Raw genomic sequence first — 24083 nt, 5'->3', positions numbered from 1 at the left:
CACCCTGGCGCGCACCCTCGTGGACTTCCTCTGCCGGCACCTCCTGGCCACGCCTGAACACCGCCGTCACACGTAGGCGCGCAGGGCTGTCTCCGAGACTTGAAAGGACTGAGCCGCCGTTCGTCCGGCGTCGGCTGGGTCACCGGCGGCGGGCCAGCCGGTTCATGACGCACGCGAGCGCCGTGCCGTACACCACATGACCGGCCGCCATCACCCATTGACGGCCCGGCCGGTCACGGGGGATCGGCGGGAGGACGCCCAGCCCGGGCACCCAACCGGCGTAGCCGGCGATCCACAGCGCCAGCCCGTACGCGACCCCGACCGGGACGGGAACCCGCCGGCCCCGCGTCACCAGCCCGTACACGCTGCCCGACACGGTGCCGAACCCCACGTGGGCGAGCGCCCCCATGACCCCTTCGCCCTGCTTGCGGCGGTGCCGATGTCCGGGCAGCAGGGCCCGTACGATCCGCTTGGGCGGCTGCTCGGGCAGCATTCCTGCCCGCTGTCCCGCGACCATGACCCCGCTCATGGCGGCTGTCGCCACGGCACCGCTGATCGCGCCGCGCACGAGTGCGCCCTTCATGCTGGACGACTTCTTCGGCTCGGCCTCGACGCGCCGTACGGTGCGCTGGTCGGTCCTGTGCAGCGTTCTTGGCATGCTGTCCTCTCCCCCGTTGACGTGACTGCCGACCGGCTACCCCGCAGGTCACCACGTCACACGTCCGCTCAGCGGGAGGGGCCGCGCTGGAGGATGCGGTGCGGGGCCAGCTCGCGGGTCTCGCCTCTTTCCAGGGGGACGACCCGGTCGGCCAGACCGGCCTGTTCGACGTGCCGGTGGAACTCCTCCAGCGGTGAGCGGAAGACGGCGTAGTCGTCGAAGTGGATCGGCACGACCGATCGCGGGTTCATGAGGTCGACCCAGGCGGCGCCCTGCCGGCCGTCCATGGTGACGAGCAGAGCGCCGAGGAGCTTGGTGCCGCCCAGGTGCACCAGCGCCACGTCGATGTCGGGGAAGCGGCGCGGGATCGCCTCCAGGCTGCGGTCCAGCAGGGTGTCGCCGCTGATCAGCATGCGCAGCTCCACCAGCCCCTCGACGTCGCGGAACTCCAGCATCGTGCCGATCACGGGCGGCAGCAGCGCCTGGGCCGGGCCGGGCGCGTGCCTGGCGGGCAGGGCGGTGACCGTGACCGAGCCGGACGGGCCGCGCAGCTCGTGCTGCTGCCACGCCCGCAGCCCCATGCTGCGCCCGAACCCCTGTCTGCGCAGCTTCCCTGCCGCGGAGGTGGTGGTGAGGATCTGGGTGTCCCGGTCCAGGCCCCGGCGCGTCACCCGGTCCCAGTGGTCGCCGTGCAGGTGCGACAGCAGCACCGCGTCGACGACGGGCAGGTCCTCGATCCGTACGGCCGGGTCGTGCAGGCGGCGCGACGTCAGCCCGTAGCCGAGGTACGCGCGCCGGCCCCGGCGCAGGAAGTTCGGATCGGTCAGCAGCGTGAAACCGCCGTAGTGGATCAGCGTCGTCGCGTTGCCGATGAACTGCAGGCTTCCCTTCACGTCCTCACCCCGCACACCTCTGCTCGCGGAACCTCCATGACCGCTGCCACAGCAGCCCCCCGGCAAACCGCCCGCTCGTACGCGCGGCACGTATTTGACGCCCGCTGGAGGTAATCGCCACGCGGTGGGGGCAGGGCGGGCCTGAGAAGCCATGTGAGGAGTTGAGTCGCCGTGCTCACGCTTACCGCCGGCGCGGTCGCAGCGATCCGCGATCTGACGTCACAACCGGAAACGCCGCCGGAAACCGGGCTGCGCATCGCGCTGTCGTCCCAGGACGGCCCGGCCAGGGCCCTCGAACTGTCCATCTCGGGCGGACCTCTCGGCGACGATCAGGTGCTCGAAGCAGAGGACGTCCACGTCTACCTCGAACCGGCCGCCGCCTCGCTCCTGGGGGACAAGACCCTCGACGTGGAGACGACCCAGGACGACAGGCTGCGGTTCCGGATCGTCGAGGCCGGAACCTGAGACGTCACGTCCCGGCCGCGGGGCGCTGAGCGTCGCCGACCCGATGACCGCGTGCAACGCCCCGTACAGCTCGACGGCCTCGAGGAGGTGACCCTGGAGGACGTCGACCGGGCCCTCGCCATTCACATCCGTGCCGCGTTCGCCACCGCGCAGACGGCGGCCGGCACATGACGGCACCTGCCTGACCGAACGGCTCCCCGTCCCGGCAACATCCCTGTACGCGCGCAGCAAGACCGCGCCCAAGGGCCTCACCAGGGGGCCGGCGCAGGACGTCGCCGCCCTGGCTGCCGCGTCACGCGCTCGACGTCGCACCGGTCCCCTTCCTTCGTCGGTACGACCGCGTGCTACCCGTGACCGGATCGGCCGGCACATCACTGTCACGTCAAATCACCCATAGAGGGATCTTTCCGAGATAGAGCTACATAGAACGCATAGCTACAGAGAGTAGATGGAATATGACGTACTGTGACATCGGTCGAAGGGGATCGAGTCCTAACCACACAGGGAGACACCACGATGAAGGCACGTCAGATCGGCGCGGCAAGCGCGGCAGCCATCGCCCTGCTCACGTCCGGGGCGATCATAGGCTCGAGCCCCGCGATGGCCGACGACCGTCAGACGCCGCGACTCAACATCTGCAGCACCGGCCCGGTCTACCGGTCGGCCTACGTCCGCGTCGACGTCCGTTGCACCCTCAGGATCGAGCGCGTGCCCAACGACACGGCCGACGAGCTCGTCCAGTCGCCCGAGTTCGACCCGCTGACGTGAGAACCCACCGCTGACGGCGAGGCGCCGGCAGCCCTCGCCCGCTGACGCCCGGGCCGTCCTCGACGCTGACCCGAGGACGGCCCCGTCACCCCGGCCACGCCACCTCGTCGATCCCCAGCCACGGAGCGGCTGCCACACCGCCCGGCGTGAGCCCGGAGAACGCCCTGACCTCGCGATGGAGATGCGACTGGTCGACGTAACCGCCCGCACAGGCGACCCCGGCGGGCGTACGACCCGCCGCGAGCAGATGGGCGGCGTGGTCGAACCGCACCAGCCGAACGGCACGCTTGGGACCGATGCCGAGCTGCGCCCGGAACCTCGACCACAACCGCTGACGGCCCCAGCCCACCTCGTCCGCCAGCCCCTCGACCCGAACCCGCCCACGGCTGCCCACCATCCGCCGCCAGACGTGGACGACCTCCGCGTCCACCCGCGAACCCGCGCCGAGCCGCCCGCGCAGGACGTCCGCGACGATCGCGAACCGCTCCTCCCACGACGCGGCGGCGCACAGCCTCTCCTCGACCCGCCCGGCGCCGGAACCCCACACCTCCCGCAGCGGCACCACCGTCCCGGTCAGGTCGCGCACACCGCCGAGAACCGCGGCCGCCGCGACCGGCTGCAGCCGGATCTGCAGGCACTCCCCCACCCCGCGCCCGCCCACCCGCAGATCACCCGGCAACAGCCCCGCCACGACGCTGCCGCGCACGCGCCGTCCGCCGGACTCGCAGACGACGCCTTCCCCCTCGCTCAGGTCGACAAGCACGGTGACGGACGGATGCGCCACCATGCCCACGTCCACCAGAGCGGGAACGCGTTGCCGGAACCCGGCCATGCTCACACCCGGCAGCCGAACCGCCCGGCGTGGAACCGCGACGTCCACCAGCGACCAGTCGCACGACGACATGCCACCAACCTAGGTCTCGGGTGTCGCGGACGGCGTGAAACTCAGCAGCAGTTCACCGGTTCGCTCGGGGGCCTCCAGCATCGGCATGTGCCCGACGCCGGGCAGCATCTCGACCCGCGCACCCGGCACCGCGCCGTACCGGTGCGCCGACGACGGCTCCCAACGGCGGTCAGCGGCACCGAAGATCACCAGCAGGGGCACCACGAGCGCCGCAAGACGCTCGGGCACGCTCCGCTCGACCGTGTAGGCGGTGTTCCGCCGCAGGATCTCCCTCGTCGTGCCATACGTCGTGACTTTCAGGTCGGCGACCAGTTCGTCCGGTATCTCCACCCGGCGGGCCGCCGTCGCGCCGATGCCCTTGCGGATCATCGCGTCCGTACGCCTCCGCCAGAGCAACGCGCCGAGGGGCGGCGCCAGCAGGGCCCGGAGCACGAACGGCTGGGGAAGCAGCGCGTCCGGACTCGGCCCTGTGCTGATCAGGGCCAGCGACCTCACCAGGTCAGGGCGCTGCTCGGCCAGCGCCGTGGCGACATATCCGCCGCTGGAGTGCCCGGCCACCGCGACGGCGCCGCGGCCGAGCTCGTCCAGCACCGCCGCCACCCGACCCGCCTGCGCGGACACGTCGTACGACGGCGCGGGCGGGGACTGGCCACACCCGGGAAGGTCCACCCTGATCACGTGACGGTGAGCGGCGAGCGCCGGGACCATCGGAGCCCAGCAGGCGCCCGACGCCCCCGACCCGTGGATGAGCAACAACGGCGGCGCCTGCCGCGAACCATCATGAACCACCCGCATCCGGCGCGAACGCGCGACATCATCCCTCATGCAGCCGATGATGCGCAGGCTTCGGACCACCCGTCTTGGACAAATGTCACCTCGCCGAGGGCCGGGACCGGTCAGGCAGTGCTCGAGGTCGGCCTTCTGGTGGACAGGAGCAGTTCGGCGGTCTTCCTGGCGGTCCGCGCGGCCGTCGCCGAGTGGTCGAGGTGGGCGGCCGCGTTGGCGCCGTCGTACACCTGCACCAGCGCGGCCACCAGCTCGTCGCCGCCGTCCACGTGGAGCAGACCGGAGAGCAGGGCCGGCAGCCAGGTGCGGTCGTACGCGATGGCCGCCTGCACGTCCGCATGGTGGGGGTACTCGGCCGCGGCGTTGGCGAACGCGCAACCGCGGAAGCCGGGCTCCGAGATGACCTCGTCGAGAACGTCGAAGACGGCCAGAACCCGCTCCTCGACCGGCTCCTGCGCCCGCGCCTCCGCCTCCCCCGTCACCCGTGCCCGCATGACATCGCTGCGACGACGCAGATACGCCGCCACCAGCTCTTCCTTGGTCCGGAAATGCACGTACATGGTCGATTTCGCAACGCCGCTCTCGGCGATCACCCGGTCGATGCCCACCGCGTGGATGCCCGTGGCGTAGAACAGCCGATCCGCGGTCTCCAGCAGCCGTTCCCGAACCGTGCCTGGCCTCTTCCCCATGCCTCCAGTATCGAACGAACAGGTCCGTCTGCCAAAAGCACGTTGCGCCGGTGGTGGCTGGAACCTGGCCGAACGCCTGTGCCGCCCGTGACTGATGGGCCACAATGGCGCCCATGTCTGCTATGCCGGAAGAGCGTTCGCCGCGATTCAACGACTACGACCGGATCGCCGATGGGTACACCGCTGAGAACGAGAGCAACCTCGTCAACGCGTACTACGAGCGTCCCGCGATGCTGGAGCTCGCCGGGGACGTGACCGGCAGGCGCATCCTCGACGCCGGCTGCGGCTCGGGCCCTCTGTTCGCCGAGCTGCGCGATCGAGGCGCCGTCGTCACCGGCATCGACGCGAGCGCCGGGATGCTGGAGATGGCCCGCCGCCGCCTGGGCCCCGACGCCGACCTCCAGGTCGCCGACCTGGCCGACCCGCTGCCCTTCCCCGACGACACCTTCGACGACGTCGTCGCGTCCCTGGTGCTGCACTACCTGGAGGACTGGGGACCGACACTGGCCGAGCTGCGACGCGTGCTGAAGCCCGGCGGCCGCCTCCTCGCCTCGGTCGACCATCCCTTCTCCATCACCCTCTGGCAGCACAAGGCCGGAGAAAAGCCCAAATACTTCGAGACGCGCAACCGTACCGAAGAGTGGACCATGGGCGGGCAGACCACTCAGATGAGCTTCTGGGACCGTCCGCTGCACGCGATGACCGACGCCTTCACCTCGGCAGGCTTCCGCATCACCACCATCAGCGAACCCCCGTACGCCCCGGAAGCCCGCGACCTGTTCCCGGAAGAACTCCGCGAGATCACCGGCCCAAGCTTCCTGTGCTTCCTCTTCTTCACCCTCGAAGCCACCTGACGACACCCGCAGCCGTGTAGTCCGGAGGTGGTCGCGTGGGCCCGAGCGGGAGCAAGCGCGCGCCTCACGCGGCGAGGAAGCGTCAGTGGAGCTCGGCCTCGAGCGCGTCCGGCAGGGCGGCATCGGTAACGACCAGCTCATCGCCCAGGTTGAGGATGCGCACATCGCCGCAGTCGAATCCGAGCCGGAGGCCGACCTCCGTCTCGATCCGGCGGTAGACGATGCGGTGAACCTCACGAACCAGCCGGCCGACGAACGGGCGCATCGGGAAGCCTTCCGGTGCGGGACCGACGATGATCTGGCCCCACTCCTCCATGTCACAGGAGTCGTCCGGCTGATCGATCGTCAGCTCGAGCGAGTCGTCGGAGGCGGTATGGCAGCGGACCGGGCCGAGATCACTCATGTGCAGCCACATGTGCACCAGCGAGGGTTGATCGTCGCTGGGGTGGTGGTGCTGGGACACGGTCACCTGGAGCAGCCTTCGCCCGGCGAGCTCATCAGCAGAGATCACGACGCTATGGTGCCACGGTGGCGTTGTCGTCAGCGAGCGTCGGCAGAGAACGACGCAGGGGCGCGAGACCACAGCGCCAGGCGGCATGTCAGCCGCGCTTGTTCCACGTCGAGCACGCGCACGGCCTCGGCGCCTCGTCGTGGACGCTGCGGATCAGCTTGGCCATCGCGGGCTCCTCCATCCGGGTCGTGAGGCGCACCTTAGCGATCACGAGCGACAGTTCCAGTCGCTCGATCAGGACAGCCTGTGCCGTGCTCTCATCAGCATGTTCGAACGAACAGGTCTGTTTGACAAGGGTCACAGGACGTGCCTACGGTCAGAGGCGAACGAACTGGTCTGTTCGGCTTCGTCGGGCCGGCGGAATGCCGCGATCAAGCAGGGCCGCGTCAGCAGGGGCATGGAGATGGTGGCGCGCTCTCGCGTAGGTGCCAGGACACACGATCACATCGGAGATCACATATGAAACTCGGACTTCGCTTGCCCCAAAGGGTGGGCGTCAACCTGCGGCGCGACCTCGTCGAAGCGGCCAGGACCGCCGAAGCGGCCGGGTACGCCAGCCTGTGGACGTACGAACGGCTGCTCTTCCCGCAGACACCCGCCGAACCCTACGCCCCGCCGAACGTTCCATGGCCGGAAACGCAGCGGCAGGCCGCCGACTCGCTGGTGGCCCTCTCGGCAGCCGCGGTGGTGACCGAACACGTACGCCTCGGCACCGCCGTGCTGATCGCCGGCCTGCACACCCCCATCCAGCTCGCCAAGCAGCTGGCCGCGCTCGACCAGATCAGCGGCGGCCGCGTCATCGCAGGCCTGGGCACCGGCTGGTCCAGCGACGAGTTCCAGGCCGCGGGCACCACCCGAGCCGATCGCGGCCGCTTCCTCGACGAGACGCTGGACGTCTTCGACGCCGTGTGGGGACCGGACCCGGTGAACTTCCGCAGCCCCCGCGTCGTCATCGACAACGCCTCGGTGCTGCCCAAGCCCGTCTCGAGGATCCCGGTGCTGCTCGGCGGCGGCAGCAGCGCCAAGGCCGTGCGACGCATCGCGGAACGCGCGGACGGCTGGCTGCCGTTCCTCGCCGCACCGGGCCCGCAAGGAGCCGCGGAACTGCGGGAACGCTGGGACCGCATTCGGGAGATGGCTTCCGGTCACGGCCGGGACGCCGGCCGGATGGAGATGATCGTGGTGGGAAACGTGACCTTCACCGACCGTCCGGCCGGACCTGACCGCACGCCGTTCGTCGGCACCCTCGACCAGATCATGGACGACATCCACACGGCCGAGGAAGCCGGCGCGGACGAGCTCATCGTGGATCTCAACCTGCAGGACTGGTTCACCAGCACGCGGCAGATGCTGGAGACGGCAGTGGAGATCCCCGGACGCGCCCACCTCTCATGACCGCATGAACGGCCTTGCCCAGAACGCAGCAACGAAGCCCAATTTGGACCCTTCAGTCTCTTTATAGCAATCGCCGCCGCCTATTAGGCAACTTATCCGACATCACGCATCATCGCTGGTCAAGCCCGATCTTGCCGCATAAATCCTGCCATTTGCCGGATGAAGTAACCCTGGATAATCTGGACGAAATCGTCCACTTCTCGTACACGAAGTGCGGGCAACAGGGGGTGCCGGATGAAGGCGATCGTGGTCACGGATCAGACCGCGGGGACGACCGGAATGACACTGACCGACCATCGCAAACCGGAGGCCGCAGGGAACGACGTCCTCGTCGAGATCCACGCGTCGGGATTCACCCCCGGCGAACTGTCCTGGTCATCCACCTGGACCGACCGCCTCGGCCGCGACCGCACACCGTCCGTCCCAGGACACGAACTGGCCGGCGTCGTCACCGCCCTCGGCTACGGAACCACCGGGCTCGCCGTGGGACAACGGGTCTTCGGCCTCACCGACTGGACCCGCGACGGCACCCTCGCACAGTACGCCGCCGTCGAGGCCCGCAACCTCGCACCACTACCCGGCGACATCGACTTCACCGTCGGCGCGAGCCTGCCCATCTCCGGCCTGACCGCATGGCAGGGACTCTTCGAGCACGGCCGCCTCCAACCCGGCCAGAGCGTGCTCGTGCACGGCGCGGCCGGCGGCGTCGGCTCCATGGCCGCCCAACTCGCCCGCGACGCCGGCGCCTACGTCATCGGCACCGGACGCACCACCGACCGCCACACGGCACTCGACTTCGGCGCCATGGAGTTCGTCGACCTCGGCCACGACTCACCGGACGACATCGGCACCGTCGACCTGGTATTCGACACCATCGGCGGCGACATCGGCAAACGATCGGCAAAGCTGGTCAGAGCCGGAGGAACCCTGGTGAGCATCGCCGGCCCACCCGAAGCACGACTCACCGACGCCCTGGCGATCGACTTCGTCGTCGTCTCCGACCGCGCCCAACTGACCGAGCTCGCCCAGCGCGTACGGGACGGACGCCTCAGGACACGCATCGGCAAGGTCGCCACCCTCGACGACGCCGTCGCGGCGCTCAATCCCACCGAACGCGTCAGAGGAAAGACGATCATCCGCGTTCGCCCGTAAGAGCCAAGAGCAAGACCCCACTGAGCGACAAGCACGTCGATGGCGCAGCCTCCATCTCCGTCGACGGTGCCGATCGCGCGGTCTTCGGCGACGACCGAAGCCGGACGGAGGCTGTCCGCCTCCGGTGTGATCAGCATGCGCCCGCAGAGAAGGAGAAGACGTGTCAACCCTTCCCCGCCCGCGCTCCCTCCGGGAGCGGTACACCGTCATCGTGAGCCTGTTCGCGGCAGCCGTCCTGACCCTGCTCGGCGTCACCGTGGACCTCGCCATCCGCCACCAGGTGCGCACCGACAGCTTCCAGCAAGCCGAGCTGGTGGCGAGCGGATGGAGCGACGCCGCCCGCGACGGCCGAGTGCCACGCCCCATCCCCACTCACGAGCCCGTCAGCCTCGTCCAGATCGTCAACGCACGGCGGCAGGTCGTGAACTCCAGCGCCACGGCTTCCGCGACCGTACCTCTCAGCCGGCTCCTCCCCCCGCCCGACAGCCGCCTCCACCGGCACGTCGAGTGCCCGCCACAGGGCCGATGCATCCTGCTGCAAGCCGTCCGCGTGACGCCTACGCCCGAGGCGAGCGTCGTCTACGCCGGACTCCGCGAGCCCCACCTGCTGGCCACCCACGACTTCGAATACGCCATCGCGGCCGCGATCCTCCTGATCACCGGCGCCGCCGCCTGGATCACCCGGACTCACGTCGGGCGCACCCTGCGCCCCGTCGAGGCGATCACCACCCGGATCTCACAGATCACGCTGAACGACCTGAGCCCGCACATCCCCGTACCGTCCGGGGGAGGCGAGATCGCGCAGCTCGCCACCACCACCAACCACACGCTCACCCAGCTCGAAAGCGCGGTGGAGGACCAGCGCCAGTTCGCCTGCACGACCAGCCACGAACTGCGCACACCGGTCACCGGGCTGCGCGTGCAGCTCGAAGAGGCGCTGCTCCGGCACGGCGACATCGACGCCCAGGAGACGCTCCAGTCTGCGCTGACCACCATCGACCGGCTGGAGGCGATCATCAACGACCTCATGCAGGTGGCCCGCCTCCGCGCCGACAACAAGTGCTCCGTGGAGCGGATCGACGTCGGCGAGCTCGTCACCTCCGAGGTGAAAGCGCAGGTCGGAACCGTGGTGACGCACGTGCACGCCGCCCCGGGACAGGAGATCCTCGGCTCGCGCATGCAGCTGGTCCGCGTGCTGGGCAACCTCCTGGCCAACGCCCAGCGGCACGCCGCGTCCCGGATCGAGGTCACCGTCGAGCAGACCGGCAACGGAGTCGCCGTCACCGTCACCGACGACGGACCCGGCATCCCACCCGCCGACCGCGAACGCGTCTTCCAACGCTTCGTCCGGCTGGACGACAGCCGCCTCCTCGATCCCGGCGGCAGCGGCCTCGGCCTCGCCATCTCCCGGGACATCGCGCACGCTCACCGCGGCACCCTCGAACTCGCCGACTCACCGCGCGGGGCGAGGTTCGTGCTGTGGCTGCCGCTCATGAGGGGGTGCTCCACGGTCCCGGACGCACAAGCCGAGCTCCATGAGTCCAGCTGACGGTTTTCAGAAGTGGGTTGCACGGGACGCATCCACGCCCGGGCCCTTTACAAAGTAGATCCGTAGCCGGGTTTGCGAAGTCAGCGGCCTTCACGCCAAGCTGTGTGGCCACGGAGGGGTGGGCATGCGGATAGAACGTCACCAGGTCGCCGCTGCCACGGTCGCGGCGGCCCGCGACGACTTCGCCAACAGGATCGCGGGCCTGGTCCACTCCATGTCGAGGGCCGGTCGGATGACCGACCACGAATGGAACCTCATCTCGCACGAGTTCCTCGACTATCTCGGCGCGCTCTCGGTCGACACCCCCCATCTCGACACGCCCGAGGCCAAGGCGGCCCTCGCCGACGCCACCGAGGCCGCCACCGGAGCCGTGGCCTACGCCGCGTACCACCCCGTCGCCTCCTTCCAGGTCTTCCTCACCTACGTCAACTTCGGCATGAGCTACGACCGCGAGCCCGAAGGCGAGCAGACGTCCGTCACCGCCGGCCAGTGGCTCGACGCGTTCTGCCTCGCCGTCCTGACCGGCAAGGCCGAGTATCACGGAGAGGCGTTCCACTTCGCCCGTCAGGCGTCCCAGCAGAACAGAGCCGGGCAGCCCGACGTCGAGATCGCACCCCGAGTCCGAGCTGCTGTTCGAAGAGGAACCTGCGCCTCGCCTCCCAGCTGGGCGCCGCGGTGTTCCGCTCCGCCCTCGCCGAGCCGGGCACCGGCGTCAAGGTGACCGTCGACGACCACACCTTCACCATGCCCGCCTCCGACACCCTCGGCCCCGCTCCCTGGCACGCGGCCATGAACCACGCCCTGATCACCGGCGTCCGCGAGGACCTGGCCCCCGTCGTCGTGGCCGGCGCCGCCGCCCTCCGCGACGACACCTCCGCCTTCGCCTCCTACCGGCGGGCCCTGCACGACTACCTGCGCGGCGTCGATCCCGAGCCCGCCACCGACCGCGCGCTGCTCGACCGCGACAAGGTCAGGGACTGGGGGTTCCTCCCTCCGCCGGCGGTGCTGCTCTCCCAGCTGGTCGAGGGCGACGAGGAGAGCTTCAACCTGGCCCTCCTCGACGCCCTCGAGGAGCATCGCGATCACTACAGCGTCGCCGGTCGCGCCGACGACCTCGGGGCCGCGATCAACCTCGACATCCTCGCCCTCACCTGCCACGCCCACCGACGCGGCTGGAACATCCGGGTCCTGTCCCCCTACCTGCCGGCCCGCCTCCTGCAACGCGGTTGAGCAGCATCAGCGCTTCAGGACGAGGGAGCGCGGATGGGTCACGGACGTGCCTCCCAGCCCGGCCTCCCCCTGGACCGGCGCCGCCCGCTCCCCCGCGAACAGCCGCGCGCCCTTTCGTCCCGGCATGCGGGAAGGAATCGGGGCGCCACGGTTACCGACACACGGCTTTACCGTCGAGGTATGACACGAGACGTCGCCCCTGACCCGGGCTGGGCTCCCGCCGCCTGCACCCTCCCCACCGCCGAACAGCCGCTTCGCATCGCCGAGTTCGACGCCCTGTTCGCCGACGCGGTGTGGGGCGTGGCGCGTCCGGAACGCGTCCGGCTGCGCCTGGACCTCGCCTTCAGCCCGGACAACGCCGCCCGGGCCGCCGACCTGGCCGCGCGCGAGAACGGCTGCTGCTCGTTCTTCACCTTCACCCTCACCGTCGCCGGCGGCAGCCTGGCGCTGGAGGTGACGGTGCCGGCGGAGCACGTCCAGGTGCTGGACGCGCTGCAGGCCCGCGCGGGCACCGCGGCCGCGCTCTGAACCCGGGGAGACGATGCTGACGGACCGCACCGGCAGCTCGGCGGACGCGTGCTGCGGACCATGCGGCACGGTCCACGACCGGGACGTCAACGCCGCGAAGAACGCGCTCGCCGCCGGGCTCGCGGAGAGCTGAAACGCCTGTGGAGCTGGTGCAAGATTTCAACGGAGACCTCCGAGCGGGCAACTGGCCGTGAAGCAGGAAGGCCCACGGGCGACCGTGGGAATCCCCCTCCTTCAGGAGGGGAGGATGTCAACAGGGACACGTGATGCTCCAACGTCACGTCGGTGAGCTGCGCCGATGAGACACCGCTCTGCGGTCCGGACGTAGGGTTCGGGGGAAATGGACGGACCGCAAAGGTCTGCCCCTTCCAGGCAGCGAACGAGTACCCGTTCTCGTCGGAGAGGGAGGGATACCGTGGTTACCCCGTCGTGGCGCGATCTGCGCCCGGAGACCGCCGTTTCAGGGGAGGTCAGCGGGACCACCCGCTACATCGACATCTTCCAGGTCCGGCAGCTGCACACCTTGCAGCGGCCGCTGACGGAAACCGCCTACGAGATGGCTTTCCTGATCAGTTCCCAGGTGATGGAGCTCTACTTCGGGTTGCTCTGCCATGAGCTCGCCAGAGCGCGACGTGAAGTCGTGGCTGACGACGTGCCCGCGACCCTTCGTACGCTGAGGCGCAGCGTGGGTCATCTGCGCGCTCTCGAGGCCACCTGGGAGAGCTACGCGGACATGACGCCCCTGGACTGGAACCCGATCAAGGCCAAGCTCGGCAAGGGTGAGGCGTCCTCCGTTCACTCGTACATGTTCCGCCACCTGGCGTTCCTGCTGGGACAGAAGTCCCCGGAGATGCTGGAGCCGCATCGGTCGACACCTCTGATCCACCAAGGGCTGCACGAGGCTCTCAGCGCGCCGAGCCTCTATGACGAGGTCCTGGCCCTGCTGCAGCGCAGAGGGCTGTCGTTGCCGGACTCCGCCGTCCACCGCGACTTCGCCGAGCCGTATGTCGCGCGGCCTGAGGTGGAGGCCGCCTGGGTGCGGGTCTACCACGACGAGTCCTTCGCCGACCTGCGGGAACTCGGCGAAGCGCTGACCCAGGTCGCCGATCGCTTCCATCGGTGGACGGACGCGCATCTGACGGTGACCATGCGCACCTTCGGCGCCAAGCCGGGCTACGCCCACACGCCGGCCGTCGGTTGGCTGCGCGACAGGCTGGAGCAGGTCGTCTTCCCCGAACTGTGGAGCGCTCGCACGACGATGTGACCGCTTCGGACGAGATCTCAGCCCTGCCGCGGGGCTCCCCCGGTGACGGCCGAGCCCTGCCGCCGGCACCGCCGGTGGACATCGTTCCACGGGACAGCCGCAGCCACCGACGGATAGCTTTCCTCCTATGTCGTCATACAGCGGCTGGGCTGCCGTCGATCTGGCGGACGGGCGCGAGGCCGGAGCGTTCGTCGCCGCACTTCACGCAGCCGGTGGCGAGTCCCCCGGCCTGCGCGTGGCGGTCGAGGGCCGCAGGGTCTTCGTGTACGCCGGCCTCGCTCCGCACCTCACCGCCACGATCGCGCACGTGCTGCCGGAGTGGGGCAGCCGGGCGGTCACGGCCGCCGACTTCGACGAGTTCGGCGTCGTCAACGAGGTGCTCGGCCCGGACGGCAAGCCCGTGCACGTCGCCTCCATCGGCGAGGAGATGCCGTTGCCCGAGGACGACACCCCGCGCAGCCGCCGCGCCGCCGCGGAACTGTTCGGAGCGGACCCTGCCGCGCTCGACCACGTCTCAGCCACGTGGGCGGCCGACGGAGCCATGCCGTCCGCTCCCGGGGTCCCTTACCTGAAGTGGTGGGACGCGCTCGGAGTGCCGTGGCCCGCGGACTTTGACGAGCGCTCCTTCGGCCCCGAGCAGCACACGGGCGCGTGACGAACCGGCGCGCCAGCCGTCGGCGGCCGCACGGTGGCCGCACGGTGGCCGCACGGTGGCGCCCGTCAGCTGCCCGCAGGCGTGAGCACGAGCCTGCCGAACACCTCTCCGGCCGCCATCTTCCGATGAGCCGTCCCGGCCTGCTCCAGCGGCAGCACCTCGTGCACCACCGCCTCCAGTTCGCCGCGGCCCGCCGCCGCGAACAGCTCGGCGGTCGCATCACGCCGGTCGGCCTCCGGTACGGAATCCGCGCTGAAAACGCCGAACGACAACGATTTCTGGAACGCCGCGAACACCTCCATGCCGAAGTCCGCCGGTGGGAAACCTGCGACCACGCCGACGACCAGCATGCGACCGTTCGGGTTGAGCTTGCCGAAGAACGACGGCAGGGCCGCGCCGGCGGCGATGTCGATGATGACGTCGTACGCCGCCGGGGCGCCCTCACCTCCCGCGCCGGAACGGTCGAGCACGTGGGTGGCGCCGAGCTTGCGCAGGCGGTCGCCACGCTCGGCCGACGACGTCGTGACCGCGACCGCGCCGGCGCCGCCGCGCGCCGCGAGCTGGACCGCCATGATCCCGATGCCGCCGGCCGCGCCACGCACGAGCACGGACTCACCCGGAACGAAGCCGGCGCGTTCGAGGCCGAACTGGGCCACCATCCCGGAGCTCCCGAGCGTCACCGCGTCGACGGCGGACACGTTCTCCGGGAGAGGGACGAGCGTCGACGCCGCGGCGACAGCCTGTTCCACGTAGCCACCGCTCTGTCCGGTGAACGCCCACACGCGCCGGCCCACCCATGAGGGATCGACGCCGTCCCCGGCGGCGATCACGGTGCCCGCTGTCTCGCTCCCCAGGATGTGACCTTCCTCGAAGCCGTACGCGGCCAGGGCACCGCTGAGAATCACGGCGTCGACGCCTCCGACACCGATCGCCTCGGTGGCGACCACCACCTGCCCGGCGCCCGGACGGGGCTCGGGGACGTCGATGACCGCGAGGCCCTCGGGGCTTCCGAACGTCTGGACGGCAACTGCCTTCAATGTCGTCTCCTCCATCTGTAGGTGCTGAGGACGCTAGTGGACGCCCCCGTCCATTTAGCTAAAGTGAGAACGGTGACCGACCGTTTGACTCACAATCTGCGCTCCGACGCCCTGGACAACCGCGAACGCATCCTCGACGCGGCCCGCGCGTTGTTCGCCACCGAGGGCCTGCACGTGCCCATGCGGGAGATCGCCCGGCGCGCGGGGGTCGGCCCGGCCACCCTGTACCGGCGCTTCCCGACCAAGGAGGCACTGGCCACCGAGGCGTTCAAGGACCAGATGCGCGCCTGCGAGGTGATCGTCGAGGAGGGGCTCGCCGACCCCGATCCGTGGCGCGGCTTCTGCCTCGTGATCGAGAGGATCTGCGAGCTGCATGCCCGCGATCGGGGCTTCACCGCGGCCTTCATGTCGACGTTCCCCCACGCGCTCGATTTCGCCGCGAGCCGCGCCTCCACGTTGAACGCGGCCGCCGAACTGGCCCGGCGCGCCAAGGCCGCCGGCCGCTTGCGGCGCGACTTCGTCCTGGACGACCTGATCCTCGTGATCATGGCCCACACCGGCATCCACGCCGCCACGCCGGCCGGCCGGGTCGCGGCGTCCCGGCGCTTCGCCGCCCTCGCGATCGAGGCGTTCCGCGCCTCCCCCGACGCCTCGCCGCTACCGCCGGCGGGCCGGCTGTCCCCTGTCCCGCCGATCCCCTTTACAACGTAGATCAACAACCCGTGCGGTCGCGGAACGCCTGCACTCCTGACCTGACCGTCGGGAAGAAGTTCTCCTGTCCCAGCAGTTCGGCCGTGCCCGTGTTCTCCAGGATGCGCCGTATCGGCGCCTTGACCCGGGCCATGGTGAGCGTCACGTCCTGGTCGGCCAGCTCCCGGTACAGTGCGCGCAGGGTGTCGACCGCCTTGGCGTCCATGTACGTCATCGCCTCGGCGTCGATCATCAGCCACGTCACCTCGTCGTCGGCCTCGGACAACAGCTCTCTGATCCGGCGGGCCATGTGGGGGGCGTTGGCGAAGTAGAGCGGGGCGTCGAACCGGTAGACGATCAGTCCGGGCACCGGCCGCAGACCCTCGTGAGCGGTGACGTCGTGGAAACCGTCGACGTCGTCGGACGAGCCGAGCACCGCGTCGTGCGGACGCGCCGTCCAGTAGACGAACAACCCCAGGGAGAGCACGACGGCGACGGCCAGCCCGCCCATGACGTCGAGGAGCAGGACGGCCACGAACGTGGCCACGGCCAGGCCCATCTCCACGTTGTTCACCTGGCGCAGCCGCAGGATCGGCTTGACCGTGACCAGCTCCGCCGTCGCGAGGATGATCACCACCCCGAGGGCGGCCGTCGGCAGCGGTTCGATCAGCGGGGTGGCGAATGCCGCCACCAGCACCGCCGCGGCCGCCACGATCAGCCCGACCAGCGGCGAGGCGCCACGACGTGTGTCGTTCAGCGCGGTCCGCGATCCGCTGGCGTCGATCGGGATGGCCTGGAACAGCCCGGCGGCGATGTTGGCCGCCCCGAGCCCGACCAGCTCCCGAGCCGCGCTGATCGAGTAGCGGTGCTTGTCGGCGTACGTACGGGCGATGGCCATCGAGTCGCCGAAGATCAGCAACGCCAGCCCGAACGCCGGCACGACGAGCTGGACGACGTCCTCGGGCGAGACGCCGGGCAGCCGCGGAACGGGGAAGCCGCCGGAGACCTCGCCCACGACCTCGATGCCGTGCCGGTCGAGCCCGAACACGGCGGAGACGACACCCGCGAGCACGACCACGACGATCACCGCGGGGACCTTGGGCGCCGTCACCCGCAGCAGGACGACCACCCCGATCAGCGCGAGGCTGAACAGCACCGTCCACCCGTGGGCCCGAGGGACGGCGAGCAGCGTGTCCCACACCTGCGGGACGAATCTCCGGGACTCGACCGTGATGCCGAGCAGCTTGTCCAGCTGCCCGGCCATGATGAGCACCGCGACGCCGTTGATGTACCCCAGCAGGACGGGACGCGACAGGAACTCCGACATGAACGCCAGCCTGAGCACGGCGAACAGGACGAGGATCACGCCGCTCAGCGCGGCCAGCGCGGCGGCCGTCCCCGCCACCCTGGCCGGATCGTCCGCGGAGGCCACGGTGGCGACGCTGGTCGCGGTCACCGCGGCGATCGCGCCCGTAGGGCCGACGATCACCTGGCGGGACGAGCCGAACAGCGCGTAGCCGATCAGCGGGACGGCGGTGGCGTAGAGCCCGGCCACCGGGTCGACCCCGGCGAGTTCCCCCATGCCGAGCCCTGACGGGATGGCCACCGCGGCCACGGTGAGGCCGGCGACGACGTCGTCACGCAGCCGGGACCTGCGCAGTCCTGCCAGGCCCGGCGCCAGTTGCCCCGGGCGCGGGAGAGACAGGTCGCCTTTCCACAGCTTCATGGCCGTGCGGCGCCGTCTAGTCGCGTGCCAGGACGGCTTCGGCCTCGGCCTCGGCATCCGTCTCGGCGGCCATGGGCACCTGGACGCTCACCTGGGCGATCACGCCGCCGCGGAAGGGGAACGGCGCGGCGTAGTCGCCGGTGACCGCGTCACCGGTGTCGCGTCCGATGACCAGCCCCTCCCCCGCCACCGAGAACTTGCCCGGCTGGGTCCGTATCCGGCCGGATGCCACCGTCGTGTTGTCCACGGACAGGGTCAGCGTCCCGTCGGCCACGTAGCGCGGCTGCTCCCGCTCCTTGTCGAACCTGGCCACCGCGACATGCCGGCCGGCGGCGAGCGGCGCGTCGGCGCTGAACCGGTACTCCTCGATGCCGAGGAAGTTGTAGACGTAGTGCAGCCGGCGTCCCCTGAGGTAGAGCGCGTGTCCGCCGAAGCGCGAGCCGTGCGCGAAGAGGACGCCCTCGGCGTCCTCGGTGGTGATCTCGAACTCGGCCGTGAGGGTGAACGACCTGTTGCGGACGTCGACCGCGGCCTCTTCGGGGACCTCCGAGGTCGCGGGGTGGTAGACGTAGCGCTCGCGGGCCGGTGCCGGACCGGGCCGGTCCATCGTCATGATCTCGCGCGGGACGCGGTCGTCGAGCGGCAGGACGTCGTTGCGCCCGGCCTCCACGTACCACAGCGCGATCAGCTCGCGGAGCTTGCCCGGGTGCTCCCGGCTCAGCTCGCGGGTTTCCGACCGGTCGGTCCTGACGTGGTAGAGCTCCCACTCGTCGTCGGCGAAACCGCCGTGGCCGGTGCCCGTGCCGTGCCGGGCCACCGCCTTCCAGCCGTCGTGATAGATGGACCGGGTGCCCAGCATGGCGTGGTACTGCGTCCTCCTGGTGGACTCCACCGTGCCGGAGGCGAAGCTGTAACGCATGCTCACCCCCTGCAGCGGGGTCTGCGCGTACCCCTTGACGACCCGCGGCGCCGTGATGCCGAGGCAGTCGTAGACGGTCGGGGTGATGTCGATGACGTGGTGGTACTGGTCGCGGACCTGCCCCGCCACCTCGCGCATCTCCCGCGCCCAGGTGATGATCGCCGGAGCGACCGTGCCGCCGTTCGTGGAGAAGCGCTTGAACAGCTTGTACGGCGTGTTGAACGCCCACGCCCACCCGGTCGGGTACTGGTTGTAGGCCTCCGGAGTGCCGATCTTGTCGATCTTCTCCAGGTTCTCCGCCGGGTCCTCCGGATACCCGTTGAAGCCCTTGTTCTCGTTGATCGAGCCGTGCGGCGTTCCCTCACCGCTGGCCCCGTTGTCCGACATGACCACGATGATGGTGTTGTCCAGCTGCCCCGACTCCTCCAGACAGTCGATGAGCCGTCCGAGCTCGTGATCGGTGTAGCTGCAGAAACCCGCGAACGCCTCGGCCATGCGCGCGAACACTCGCTTCTGGCCGTCACTCAGGGAATCCCAGGGCGCGACCTCGTCGCGTTCGGTGACGACGTCGGGGCTGGGCCAGGGGTTCATCGGCGACAGCTCGGTGTCGGGCGGGACGATGCCCAGCCTCTTCTGGTTCTCCAGGACGATCTCGCGGTAGCGGTCGTACCCCATGTCGAACTTGCCGCGATATTTGTCGATCCATTCCTGGGGCGCGTGATGCGGCGCGTGGGTGGCGCCCAGGGCCAGGTAGGTGAACCAGGGCTTGTCCGGCGCCACCTGCTTGCCGTCGCGGATGAACTCGATCGCCTTGTCGACGAGATCGCGGCTGAGGTGATACCCCTCGTCGGGGCCGTAGGGCTGGTCGACGAAGTGGCTGTCGTAGGTCAGGTGGGGGAAGAACTGGTTGGTCTCCCCGCCGTGGAAGCCGTAGAAACGCTCGAAGCCGCGCGCCAGCGGCCAGGTGCGGCGCGACGACCCCATGCTCAGCTCCGACGACGGCGTCAGATGCCATTTGCCCAGGCAGTAGGTGTTGTAGCCGTTCTCCGCCAGCACCTCGGCGACGGTGCCGTTCTCCGGCGGGATCACCGCGTTGGCGCCGGGGAAGCCCATGGCGAAGTCCACGACGGTGGCCACGCCGTTCTTGTGGTGATTGCGTCCGGTCAGCAGCGAAGCGCGGGTCGGTGAGCACATCGCGGTGGTGTGCCACTGCGTGTAGCGCAGGCCCAGCCGGGCGACACGGGTCAGGTTGGGCGTCTCGACGAGCCCGCCGAAGGTGTCCCAGGCCGCGATCCCGGTGTCGTCCCACAGGACGTACAGGACGTTGGGCGCGTCCGCCCTGGCCTGCGGGGCCAGATAAGGCGCCCAGTCCTGCCGCGAGTCACGGACGTCGAGATCGACGATCCCGCGGAACTGCTCCCGCACGGTCTGCTCCCTTTCACGGGCCGGTGATGGCTTCGACGGAGTTGTCGATGAGGAGTGTGCCGACCACCAGCAACAGCGCGATGGTGATCCCCGGGCTCTCGTCGACCAGCCAATCCTTGAGCCTTCCCAGCGCCGCCGCGCCGGCGCGGGTGAACCGGAGAACGGTCGCCAGCACCATCCCCAGCGAGCAGACGGCGGCGAAGACGGCACAGGCGATCAGCGTCTGCGCCACGCCGAGGGCGGAGTTGGCCAGGATTACTCCCGCCGCGGCCCCGAGCGGGACGTTCTTGGGATTGGCGAGCGTGGCCAGCAGGCCGAACAGGACGGCGTTGTGCGGCTTGAGGTCGTCCACGGCTCTCAGCCACGCGGGCAGTTCCCGCTTCTCCCGGTTGTGGTACTCCCGCCGGGCGAGCCACCACAGCAGCAGCCCCAGGAACAGGTTGATCCAGTGGAAGAAGACCGGCGGCTCGCCTCCGCCGACCCCCAGCAGGCTGAGGACGAGCACGATGACCAGGACGCCGACGAACCACCCGAGCGCGAAGGCGGCACCGTTCACGGCGCCCCGCCGGGAGCTGACGATGAGGATGGCGGCGATGAGCGGAACCGGGCTGATGACCACGCCGACCGCGATCGGCATGACCCTGGCCAGTACGTCTACCATCTGCCACGTACGCCCTCATGAGGCATCACTCGACCCGATACGGCCGGGTGCGCACATGCTGAAGGCGTCTCCACCCGTGTGGGTGTGCCCCTACGGCCGGCCGCCTATGGCAAACCGCCCTCAAACGATGGGTCAGCCTCGCTGATACGGAACCGTCCAGAACGCAGCGCCGGGGGGCTCATCTGCGCACCGCACCGACGGACTCACCCAGTGCCGTGGGCGGCGTGTTGAACGTGCCCTGGCGGTTGATCGTGTGCCAGCGCAGCCGTACGCCGAGGATCGCGGTGGCCACCGACTGGATCACCACGAGGTACATCAGCTGGCGGTAGACGAACTGCTGCAGCGGCAGCACCCACAACGCGGAGACCCGCTCGCCGTCGAGGCGCAGCGCGTACCAGCCGGTCAGCGCCTGCACCGCGACGAACCCCGCCCACACCGCGACGACCGGCAGCGGGTCGCCCACCACCGTGCTGTAGAGGGCCATGAGGTCCACCACGGGCGCGAGCAGCGGCAGCACCACCTGGAACAGCGTCAGGTATCCCAGGCAGCGGCGGCCGAAGGGGGCGCTTTCCGTCAGAGCCCCGCGATGCTTCCACATGGCCTGCAGGGTGCCGTAGCACCAGCGGTAGCGCTGCTTCCACAGCTGCCCGAGCGTCGTCGGAGCCTCCGTCCAGGCCAGCGCCTTCTCCTCGTACACCACTCGCCAGCCGGACCGGCACAGCGCCATCGTCAGGTCGGTGTCCTCGGCGAGCGTGTCCGTGCTCACCCCGCCCAGCGCCACCAGCGCCGAACGGCGGAACGCCCCGATCGCGCCCGGCACGGTCGCCATGCAGTCCAGCAGCTCGAACGCGCGCCGGTCGAGGTTGAAGCCGATCACGTACTCGATGTGCTGCCAGCGCCCGATCATGCCGCGCCGGTTGCCGACCTTGGTGTTGCCGCTGACCGCCCCGACGGCGGGGTCGGCGAGCTGGCGGACGAGGTGCCCGATCGTGGCGGGTTCGAAGACGGTGTCACCGTCCACCATGATCAGGATCTCGTGCGAGGCCTGCGCGATGCCGACGTTGAGCGCCGAGGGCTTGCCGCCGTTCGGTTTGGTGATCACCCGTACGTTGCCGTAGCCGAGCGCCGCGGCCAGCTCAGCGGTGCCGTCCGACGAACCGTCGTCGACGACCAGCACCTCCACCTCGCCCTGGTAGGACGTGGTCACGAGCGACCGTACCGTCGCCTGGATCCCGGCCTCCTCGTTGTAGGCGGGCACGATCACCGTCACCGGGGACGGCGTGGGCCAGTCGGGGGCGCGCCCCTTGCGTCGCCGTCCGCCCCGGGTGCGGTGGGCGTGCACCATCGCGAGCACCGCGAAGAACGTCAACCGCCCCAGCGTGAGCGCTCCGGCGGCGAACAGCACCCACGACAGGGCCGTGACGAACCAGCCGGAGACGCGCTGGGCGAAGGAGAACGCCACGCCCGCGAACCGCTCCCCCTCTCCCGCCGGCTGGTGCGCCGACGGCATGCCCAGCGCGCCGGTCACGGTGACCGCCCGGTAACCACGCGCGGTGAGCTCTCCCAGCATGCGGTCCAGGGCCTCGACGGTCTGCTGCCGGTCGCCGCCCGCGTCGTGCATCATCACGACCGCGCCTCTCCCGCGCTCGGGGAGCGCCGCGGCGGCTATCTCGTCCGTACCGGGGCGGCTCCAGTCCATGGAGTCCAGGTCGGTCAGCGTGATCAGATAGCCCTGATCCGCCGCCGCGCGCATGCTGTCCCACTGAGGGACGGTGATGGTCTCCGGCGTCGAGGAGTACGGCGGGCGGACCAGCGTCGTGTGCAGCCCGGTCGCGCCGGCCAGCGCCCGCTGCGTCAGCGACAGCTCCAGCCGCAGCCGCCAGGCCGGTACGGCTGCCAGATCGGCATGGGTGTAGGTGTGGTTGCCGATCTCGTGACCCTCGGCGACGATCCGCCGGGCCAGCTCGGGATGCTGGGCGACCTTGGAGCCGACCACGAAGAAGGTGGCCTTGGCACCGTGACGGCGCAGCACGTCCAGCACCTTCGGCGTCCACTCAGGATCGGGGCCGTCGTCGAACGTCAGGGCCACCGTACGCACGGGCAGGCGGGCACTGGCCGGTTCGCCTTCGGTGAGGTTCAGCACCGGGCCGCCACGGCGGGCCCGTGACAGGTCGGGTCTGGGACGGTCGACCGCGGGCGGGACCGCTTGCGTCTCTCCCGCGACGTTGGTCACGTACCCGTCGAGCACGAGCATGACGGCGACCAGCAGCAGCCCGGTGGCCACCAGGAACCAGTGACCCCGCGGATCCTTCCGCTGGGAGGCCGGCCGAGGCGCTCCGTTCGACCGCGGACGCGCCGCTCGCCTGCGAGGTCGCCTACGCGACTGTCGTTCGTGCGGCGGGCGTTCGTGCAGCGGGCGTTCGTGCGACGGTTGCGGGTGCGGCGGGTGGCCGGCGGCCAGGCGGGGATCCTGCCAGGCGGGGACCGGCGGCCTGGTTCGGTCGGGACCGCTCATTCCTTGGGCCCTCTGGTCTTGCCGGGGTCATGTCCCGGGGGGTTGCCGCGGCCGGGACGGTCGGGCTCCACCGTTGCCGACCCGGTCGGCGTGGGCTCTTCGGTGGGTTCGGGCCCGCTGCTCTCTCCGCCGGTCGGCTCGCTGGTCGGCTCAGCGCTCGCCGAGCTCTCCGGGTCGGTGCTGGGTCGCTCGGTGGTGGGGCGTTCCACAGGTCCTGTGACGCGTGCCTGCAGAGGCTCCTCCTGCGCCCTGGTCGGTGCGGCCGTGCGCGTCCTGCGCGGCTCCGCCTTCACCGAGCTTGTCGGGGTTCGACTCGCCACCGGCGGCCGGCTCGCCTGGACGGTGCGGCGGGGCGTCGCCGTGGGGCTCGGACGGTCAGGCGGGGCGGTGCCGGCGGGCCCGCTGGGCTGGTCCCCCGGCCAACCGCTCACCGACAACGTCGTCCCGGACAACAGCCCGCCGACGACGACGGCCAGCAGCGCGAGCACGGCCACGGCTCCGGCGATCGACGCGACCATGATGAGTCGCCGGCGACGACCGCTTCCGTCGACGAAGACGGCCGCGGACGGTGGCTCGACGACGACCGTGGTGGGCTGCTCTGGGCGGTGATGCTCTAGGGGCACGAGCGGAGATCGTAGTGACAAAACATAACCATTGGGACTTGATGACGCGCCCGGTGATCGCTTGCCAGGGCGCCGGCATCCACCCGTGTCGCACGTCGCCGGACGTCGTGGCCCTACGCGCCTGCGAACCGCAGGCACCCGGACAACCTGGAATCGATCGTGAGTTCGAAAAAGAGGTGGATCTTG

The 24083-nt window shown here is 70.2% G+C and carries 25 protein-coding genes; 12 read left to right on the top strand and 13 right to left on the bottom strand.

Translation table 11 applies throughout. The features are described from left to right. Positions 1 to 139: 139 nt before the first annotated feature. Complete coding sequence (locus BLR04_RS15330; RefSeq protein WP_245740267.1) at positions 140 to 658, bottom strand: DUF1440 domain-containing protein; 519 nt, start codon at positions 656 to 658, stop codon at positions 140 to 142. A gap of 68 nt (positions 659 to 726) precedes the next feature. After that, positions 727 to 1551: an MBL fold metallo-hydrolase gene (locus BLR04_RS15325; RefSeq protein ID WP_090764822.1), complete on the bottom strand. Its 825-nt coding sequence runs from the start codon at positions 1549 to 1551 to the stop codon at positions 727 to 729. Between the two features lie 171 nt (positions 1552 to 1722). Between BLR04_RS15325 and BLR04_RS15320 the strand changes: the two genes are divergently transcribed. Both BLR04_RS15320 and BLR04_RS15315 read left to right on the top strand, forming a co-directional pair. Then, a complete protein-coding gene (locus BLR04_RS15320) occupies positions 1723 to 2016 on the top strand; it encodes a hypothetical protein (protein WP_090764579.1) in 294 nt (97 codons plus the stop codon). Between the two features lie 516 nt (positions 2017 to 2532). Further along, positions 2533 to 2784 carry a hypothetical protein gene (locus BLR04_RS15315; protein ID WP_090764577.1) on the top strand — a complete coding sequence of 84 codons (252 nt, stop codon included), beginning with the start codon at positions 2533 to 2535 and terminating at the stop codon, positions 2782 to 2784. 85 nt (positions 2785 to 2869) lie between these two features. Here BLR04_RS15315 and BLR04_RS15310 read toward each other — a convergent pair whose 3' ends face one another. From BLR04_RS15310 to BLR04_RS15300, 3 genes are all read right to left on the bottom strand, one after another. After that, a complete protein-coding gene (locus BLR04_RS15310) occupies positions 2870 to 3688 on the bottom strand; it encodes a helix-turn-helix domain-containing protein (protein ID WP_245740266.1) in 819 nt (272 codons plus the stop codon). Positions 3689 to 3697: 9 nt separating this feature from the next. Then, positions 3698 to 4513, bottom strand: coding sequence for an alpha/beta fold hydrolase (locus tag BLR04_RS15305; RefSeq protein ID WP_245740265.1), 816 nt, complete (start codon positions 4511 to 4513; stop codon positions 3698 to 3700). A gap of 71 nt (positions 4514 to 4584) precedes the next feature. Then, complete coding sequence (locus BLR04_RS15300; RefSeq protein ID WP_090764571.1) at positions 4585 to 5163, bottom strand: TetR/AcrR family transcriptional regulator; 579 nt, start codon at positions 5161 to 5163, stop codon at positions 4585 to 4587. Between the two features lie 104 nt (positions 5164 to 5267). Between BLR04_RS15300 and BLR04_RS15295 the strand changes: the two genes are divergently transcribed. Further along, positions 5268 to 6017, top strand: coding sequence for a class I SAM-dependent methyltransferase (locus BLR04_RS15295; protein WP_090764568.1), 750 nt, complete (start codon positions 5268 to 5270; stop codon positions 6015 to 6017). Between the two features lie 82 nt (positions 6018 to 6099). Here BLR04_RS15295 and BLR04_RS15290 read toward each other — a convergent pair whose 3' ends face one another. Both BLR04_RS15290 and BLR04_RS42335 read right to left on the bottom strand, forming a co-directional pair. Continuing rightward, positions 6100 to 6486, bottom strand: coding sequence for a hypothetical protein (locus BLR04_RS15290; protein ID WP_090764565.1), 387 nt, complete (start codon positions 6484 to 6486; stop codon positions 6100 to 6102). A gap of 130 nt (positions 6487 to 6616) precedes the next feature. Continuing rightward, complete coding sequence (locus BLR04_RS42335; RefSeq protein ID WP_281191456.1) at positions 6617 to 6739, bottom strand: hypothetical protein; 123 nt, start codon at positions 6737 to 6739, stop codon at positions 6617 to 6619. A gap of 266 nt (positions 6740 to 7005) precedes the next feature. Here BLR04_RS42335 and BLR04_RS15280 point away from each other — a divergent pair, with 266 nt between their 5' ends. The 8 genes from BLR04_RS15280 (at position 7006) to BLR04_RS15250 (ending at position 14301) form a co-directional block, all read left to right on the top strand. Next, positions 7006 to 7923, top strand: coding sequence for an LLM class F420-dependent oxidoreductase (locus tag BLR04_RS15280; RefSeq protein ID WP_218128953.1), 918 nt, complete (start codon positions 7006 to 7008; stop codon positions 7921 to 7923). A gap of 279 nt (positions 7924 to 8202) precedes the next feature. Next, positions 8203 to 9075, top strand: coding sequence for an NADP-dependent oxidoreductase (locus BLR04_RS15275; protein ID WP_245740264.1), 873 nt, complete (start codon positions 8203 to 8205; stop codon positions 9073 to 9075). 160 nt (positions 9076 to 9235) lie between these two features. Beyond that, a complete protein-coding gene (locus BLR04_RS15270) occupies positions 9236 to 10624 on the top strand; it encodes a sensor histidine kinase (RefSeq protein ID WP_090764554.1) in 1389 nt (462 codons plus the stop codon). A gap of 124 nt (positions 10625 to 10748) precedes the next feature. Next, positions 10749 to 11345: an immunity 49 family protein gene (locus BLR04_RS41325; protein WP_218128952.1), complete on the top strand. Its 597-nt coding sequence runs from the start codon at positions 10749 to 10751 to the stop codon at positions 11343 to 11345. Further along, the gene (locus BLR04_RS41320) at positions 11300 to 11854 is read left to right on the top strand and encodes an immunity 49 family protein (protein ID WP_218128950.1); all 555 of its coding nucleotides are present in this window, start codon (positions 11300 to 11302) and stop codon (positions 11852 to 11854) included. Before BLR04_RS41325 ends, BLR04_RS41320 begins: the two co-directional genes overlap by 46 nt. 180 nt (positions 11855 to 12034) lie before the next feature. Then, positions 12035 to 12382: a hypothetical protein gene (locus BLR04_RS15260; RefSeq protein ID WP_090764550.1), complete on the top strand. Its 348-nt coding sequence runs from the start codon at positions 12035 to 12037 to the stop codon at positions 12380 to 12382. Between the two features lie 415 nt (positions 12383 to 12797). After that, a complete protein-coding gene (locus tag BLR04_RS15255) occupies positions 12798 to 13646 on the top strand; it encodes a tryptophan 2,3-dioxygenase (RefSeq protein ID WP_176903097.1) in 849 nt (282 codons plus the stop codon). A 127-nt stretch (positions 13647 to 13773) separates the two neighbouring features. Beyond that, on the top strand, positions 13774 to 14301 hold the full coding sequence (locus BLR04_RS15250; protein WP_090764543.1) for a hypothetical protein: 528 nt from the start codon (positions 13774 to 13776) through the stop codon (positions 14299 to 14301). Between the two features lie 65 nt (positions 14302 to 14366). Here BLR04_RS15250 and BLR04_RS15245 read toward each other — a convergent pair whose 3' ends face one another. Next, positions 14367 to 15338, bottom strand: coding sequence for a zinc-binding dehydrogenase (locus BLR04_RS15245; protein ID WP_090764540.1), 972 nt, complete (start codon positions 15336 to 15338; stop codon positions 14367 to 14369). Between the two features lie 72 nt (positions 15339 to 15410). Here BLR04_RS15245 and BLR04_RS15240 point away from each other — a divergent pair, with 72 nt between their 5' ends. After that, positions 15411 to 16049: a TetR/AcrR family transcriptional regulator gene (locus BLR04_RS15240; RefSeq protein WP_090764538.1), complete on the top strand. Its 639-nt coding sequence runs from the start codon at positions 15411 to 15413 to the stop codon at positions 16047 to 16049. Position 16050: 1 nt separating this feature from the next. Here the strand turns inward: BLR04_RS15240 and BLR04_RS15235 are convergent, their stop codons facing one another. From BLR04_RS15235 to BLR04_RS39695, 5 genes are all read right to left on the bottom strand, one after another. Next, the gene (locus BLR04_RS15235) at positions 16051 to 17754 is read right to left on the bottom strand and encodes a SulP family inorganic anion transporter (protein ID WP_090764535.1); all 1704 of its coding nucleotides are present in this window, start codon (positions 17752 to 17754) and stop codon (positions 16051 to 16053) included. Positions 17755 to 17770: 16 nt separating this feature from the next. After that, positions 17771 to 20098 carry a sulfatase-like hydrolase/transferase gene (locus tag BLR04_RS15230; protein ID WP_090764532.1) on the bottom strand — a complete coding sequence of 776 codons (2328 nt, stop codon included), beginning with the start codon at positions 20096 to 20098 and terminating at the stop codon, positions 17771 to 17773. Positions 20099 to 20111: 13 nt separating this feature from the next. Continuing rightward, complete coding sequence (locus BLR04_RS15225; RefSeq protein ID WP_090764529.1) at positions 20112 to 20759, bottom strand: GAP family protein; 648 nt, start codon at positions 20757 to 20759, stop codon at positions 20112 to 20114. Positions 20760 to 20937: 178 nt separating this feature from the next. Continuing rightward, complete coding sequence (locus BLR04_RS15220; protein ID WP_245740263.1) at positions 20938 to 23043, bottom strand: bifunctional polysaccharide deacetylase/glycosyltransferase family 2 protein; 2106 nt, start codon at positions 23041 to 23043, stop codon at positions 20938 to 20940. Between the two features lie 227 nt (positions 23044 to 23270). Continuing rightward, positions 23271 to 23897: a hypothetical protein gene (locus BLR04_RS39695; protein WP_143022056.1), complete on the bottom strand. Its 627-nt coding sequence runs from the start codon at positions 23895 to 23897 to the stop codon at positions 23271 to 23273. Between the last annotated feature and the right edge of the window lie 186 nt (positions 23898 to 24083).

This window comes from Nonomuraea maritima (genome assembly GCF_900100395.1).
In the GTDB taxonomy this organism is placed as follows: domain Bacteria; phylum Actinomycetota; class Actinomycetes; order Streptosporangiales; family Streptosporangiaceae; genus Nonomuraea; species Nonomuraea maritima.
The sequence above is the reverse complement of the archived record's forward strand: the minus strand, read 5'-3'. Positions and strand labels throughout refer to the sequence as shown.

What these genes read in the sequence shown, in the direction of transcription:
- BLR04_RS15330 (WP_245740267.1), bottom strand. Translation starts at nt 658, where the DNA reads ATGCCAAGAACGCTGCACAGGACCGACCAGCGCACCGTACGGCGCGTC.
- BLR04_RS15315 (WP_090764577.1), top strand. Translation starts at nt 2,533, where the DNA reads ATGAAGGCACGTCAGATCGGCGCGGCAAGCGCGGCAGCCATCGCCCTG.
- BLR04_RS15310 (WP_245740266.1), bottom strand. Translation starts at nt 3,688, where the DNA reads ATGTCGTCGTGCGACTGGTCGCTGGTGGACGTCGCGGTTCCACGCCGG.
- BLR04_RS15305 (WP_245740265.1), bottom strand. Translation starts at nt 4,513, where the DNA reads ATGAGGGATGATGTCGCGCGTTCGCGCCGGATGCGGGTGGTTCATGAT.
- BLR04_RS15300 (WP_090764571.1), bottom strand. Translation starts at nt 5,163, where the DNA reads ATGGGGAAGAGGCCAGGCACGGTTCGGGAACGGCTGCTGGAGACCGCG.
- BLR04_RS15295 (WP_090764568.1), top strand. Translation starts at nt 5,268, where the DNA reads ATGGCGCCCATGTCTGCTATGCCGGAAGAGCGTTCGCCGCGATTCAAC.
- BLR04_RS15275 (WP_245740264.1), top strand. Translation starts at nt 8,203, where the DNA reads ATGACACTGACCGACCATCGCAAACCGGAGGCCGCAGGGAACGACGTC.
- BLR04_RS41325 (WP_218128952.1), top strand. Translation starts at nt 10,749, where the DNA reads ATGCGGATAGAACGTCACCAGGTCGCCGCTGCCACGGTCGCGGCGGCC.
- BLR04_RS15260 (WP_090764550.1), top strand. Translation starts at nt 12,035, where the DNA reads ATGACACGAGACGTCGCCCCTGACCCGGGCTGGGCTCCCGCCGCCTGC.
- BLR04_RS15250 (WP_090764543.1), top strand. Translation starts at nt 13,774, where the DNA reads ATGTCGTCATACAGCGGCTGGGCTGCCGTCGATCTGGCGGACGGGCGC.
- BLR04_RS15235 (WP_090764535.1), bottom strand. Translation starts at nt 17,754, where the DNA reads ATGAAGCTGTGGAAAGGCGACCTGTCTCTCCCGCGCCCGGGGCAACTG.
- BLR04_RS15225 (WP_090764529.1), bottom strand. Translation starts at nt 20,759, where the DNA reads ATGGTAGACGTACTGGCCAGGGTCATGCCGATCGCGGTCGGCGTGGTC.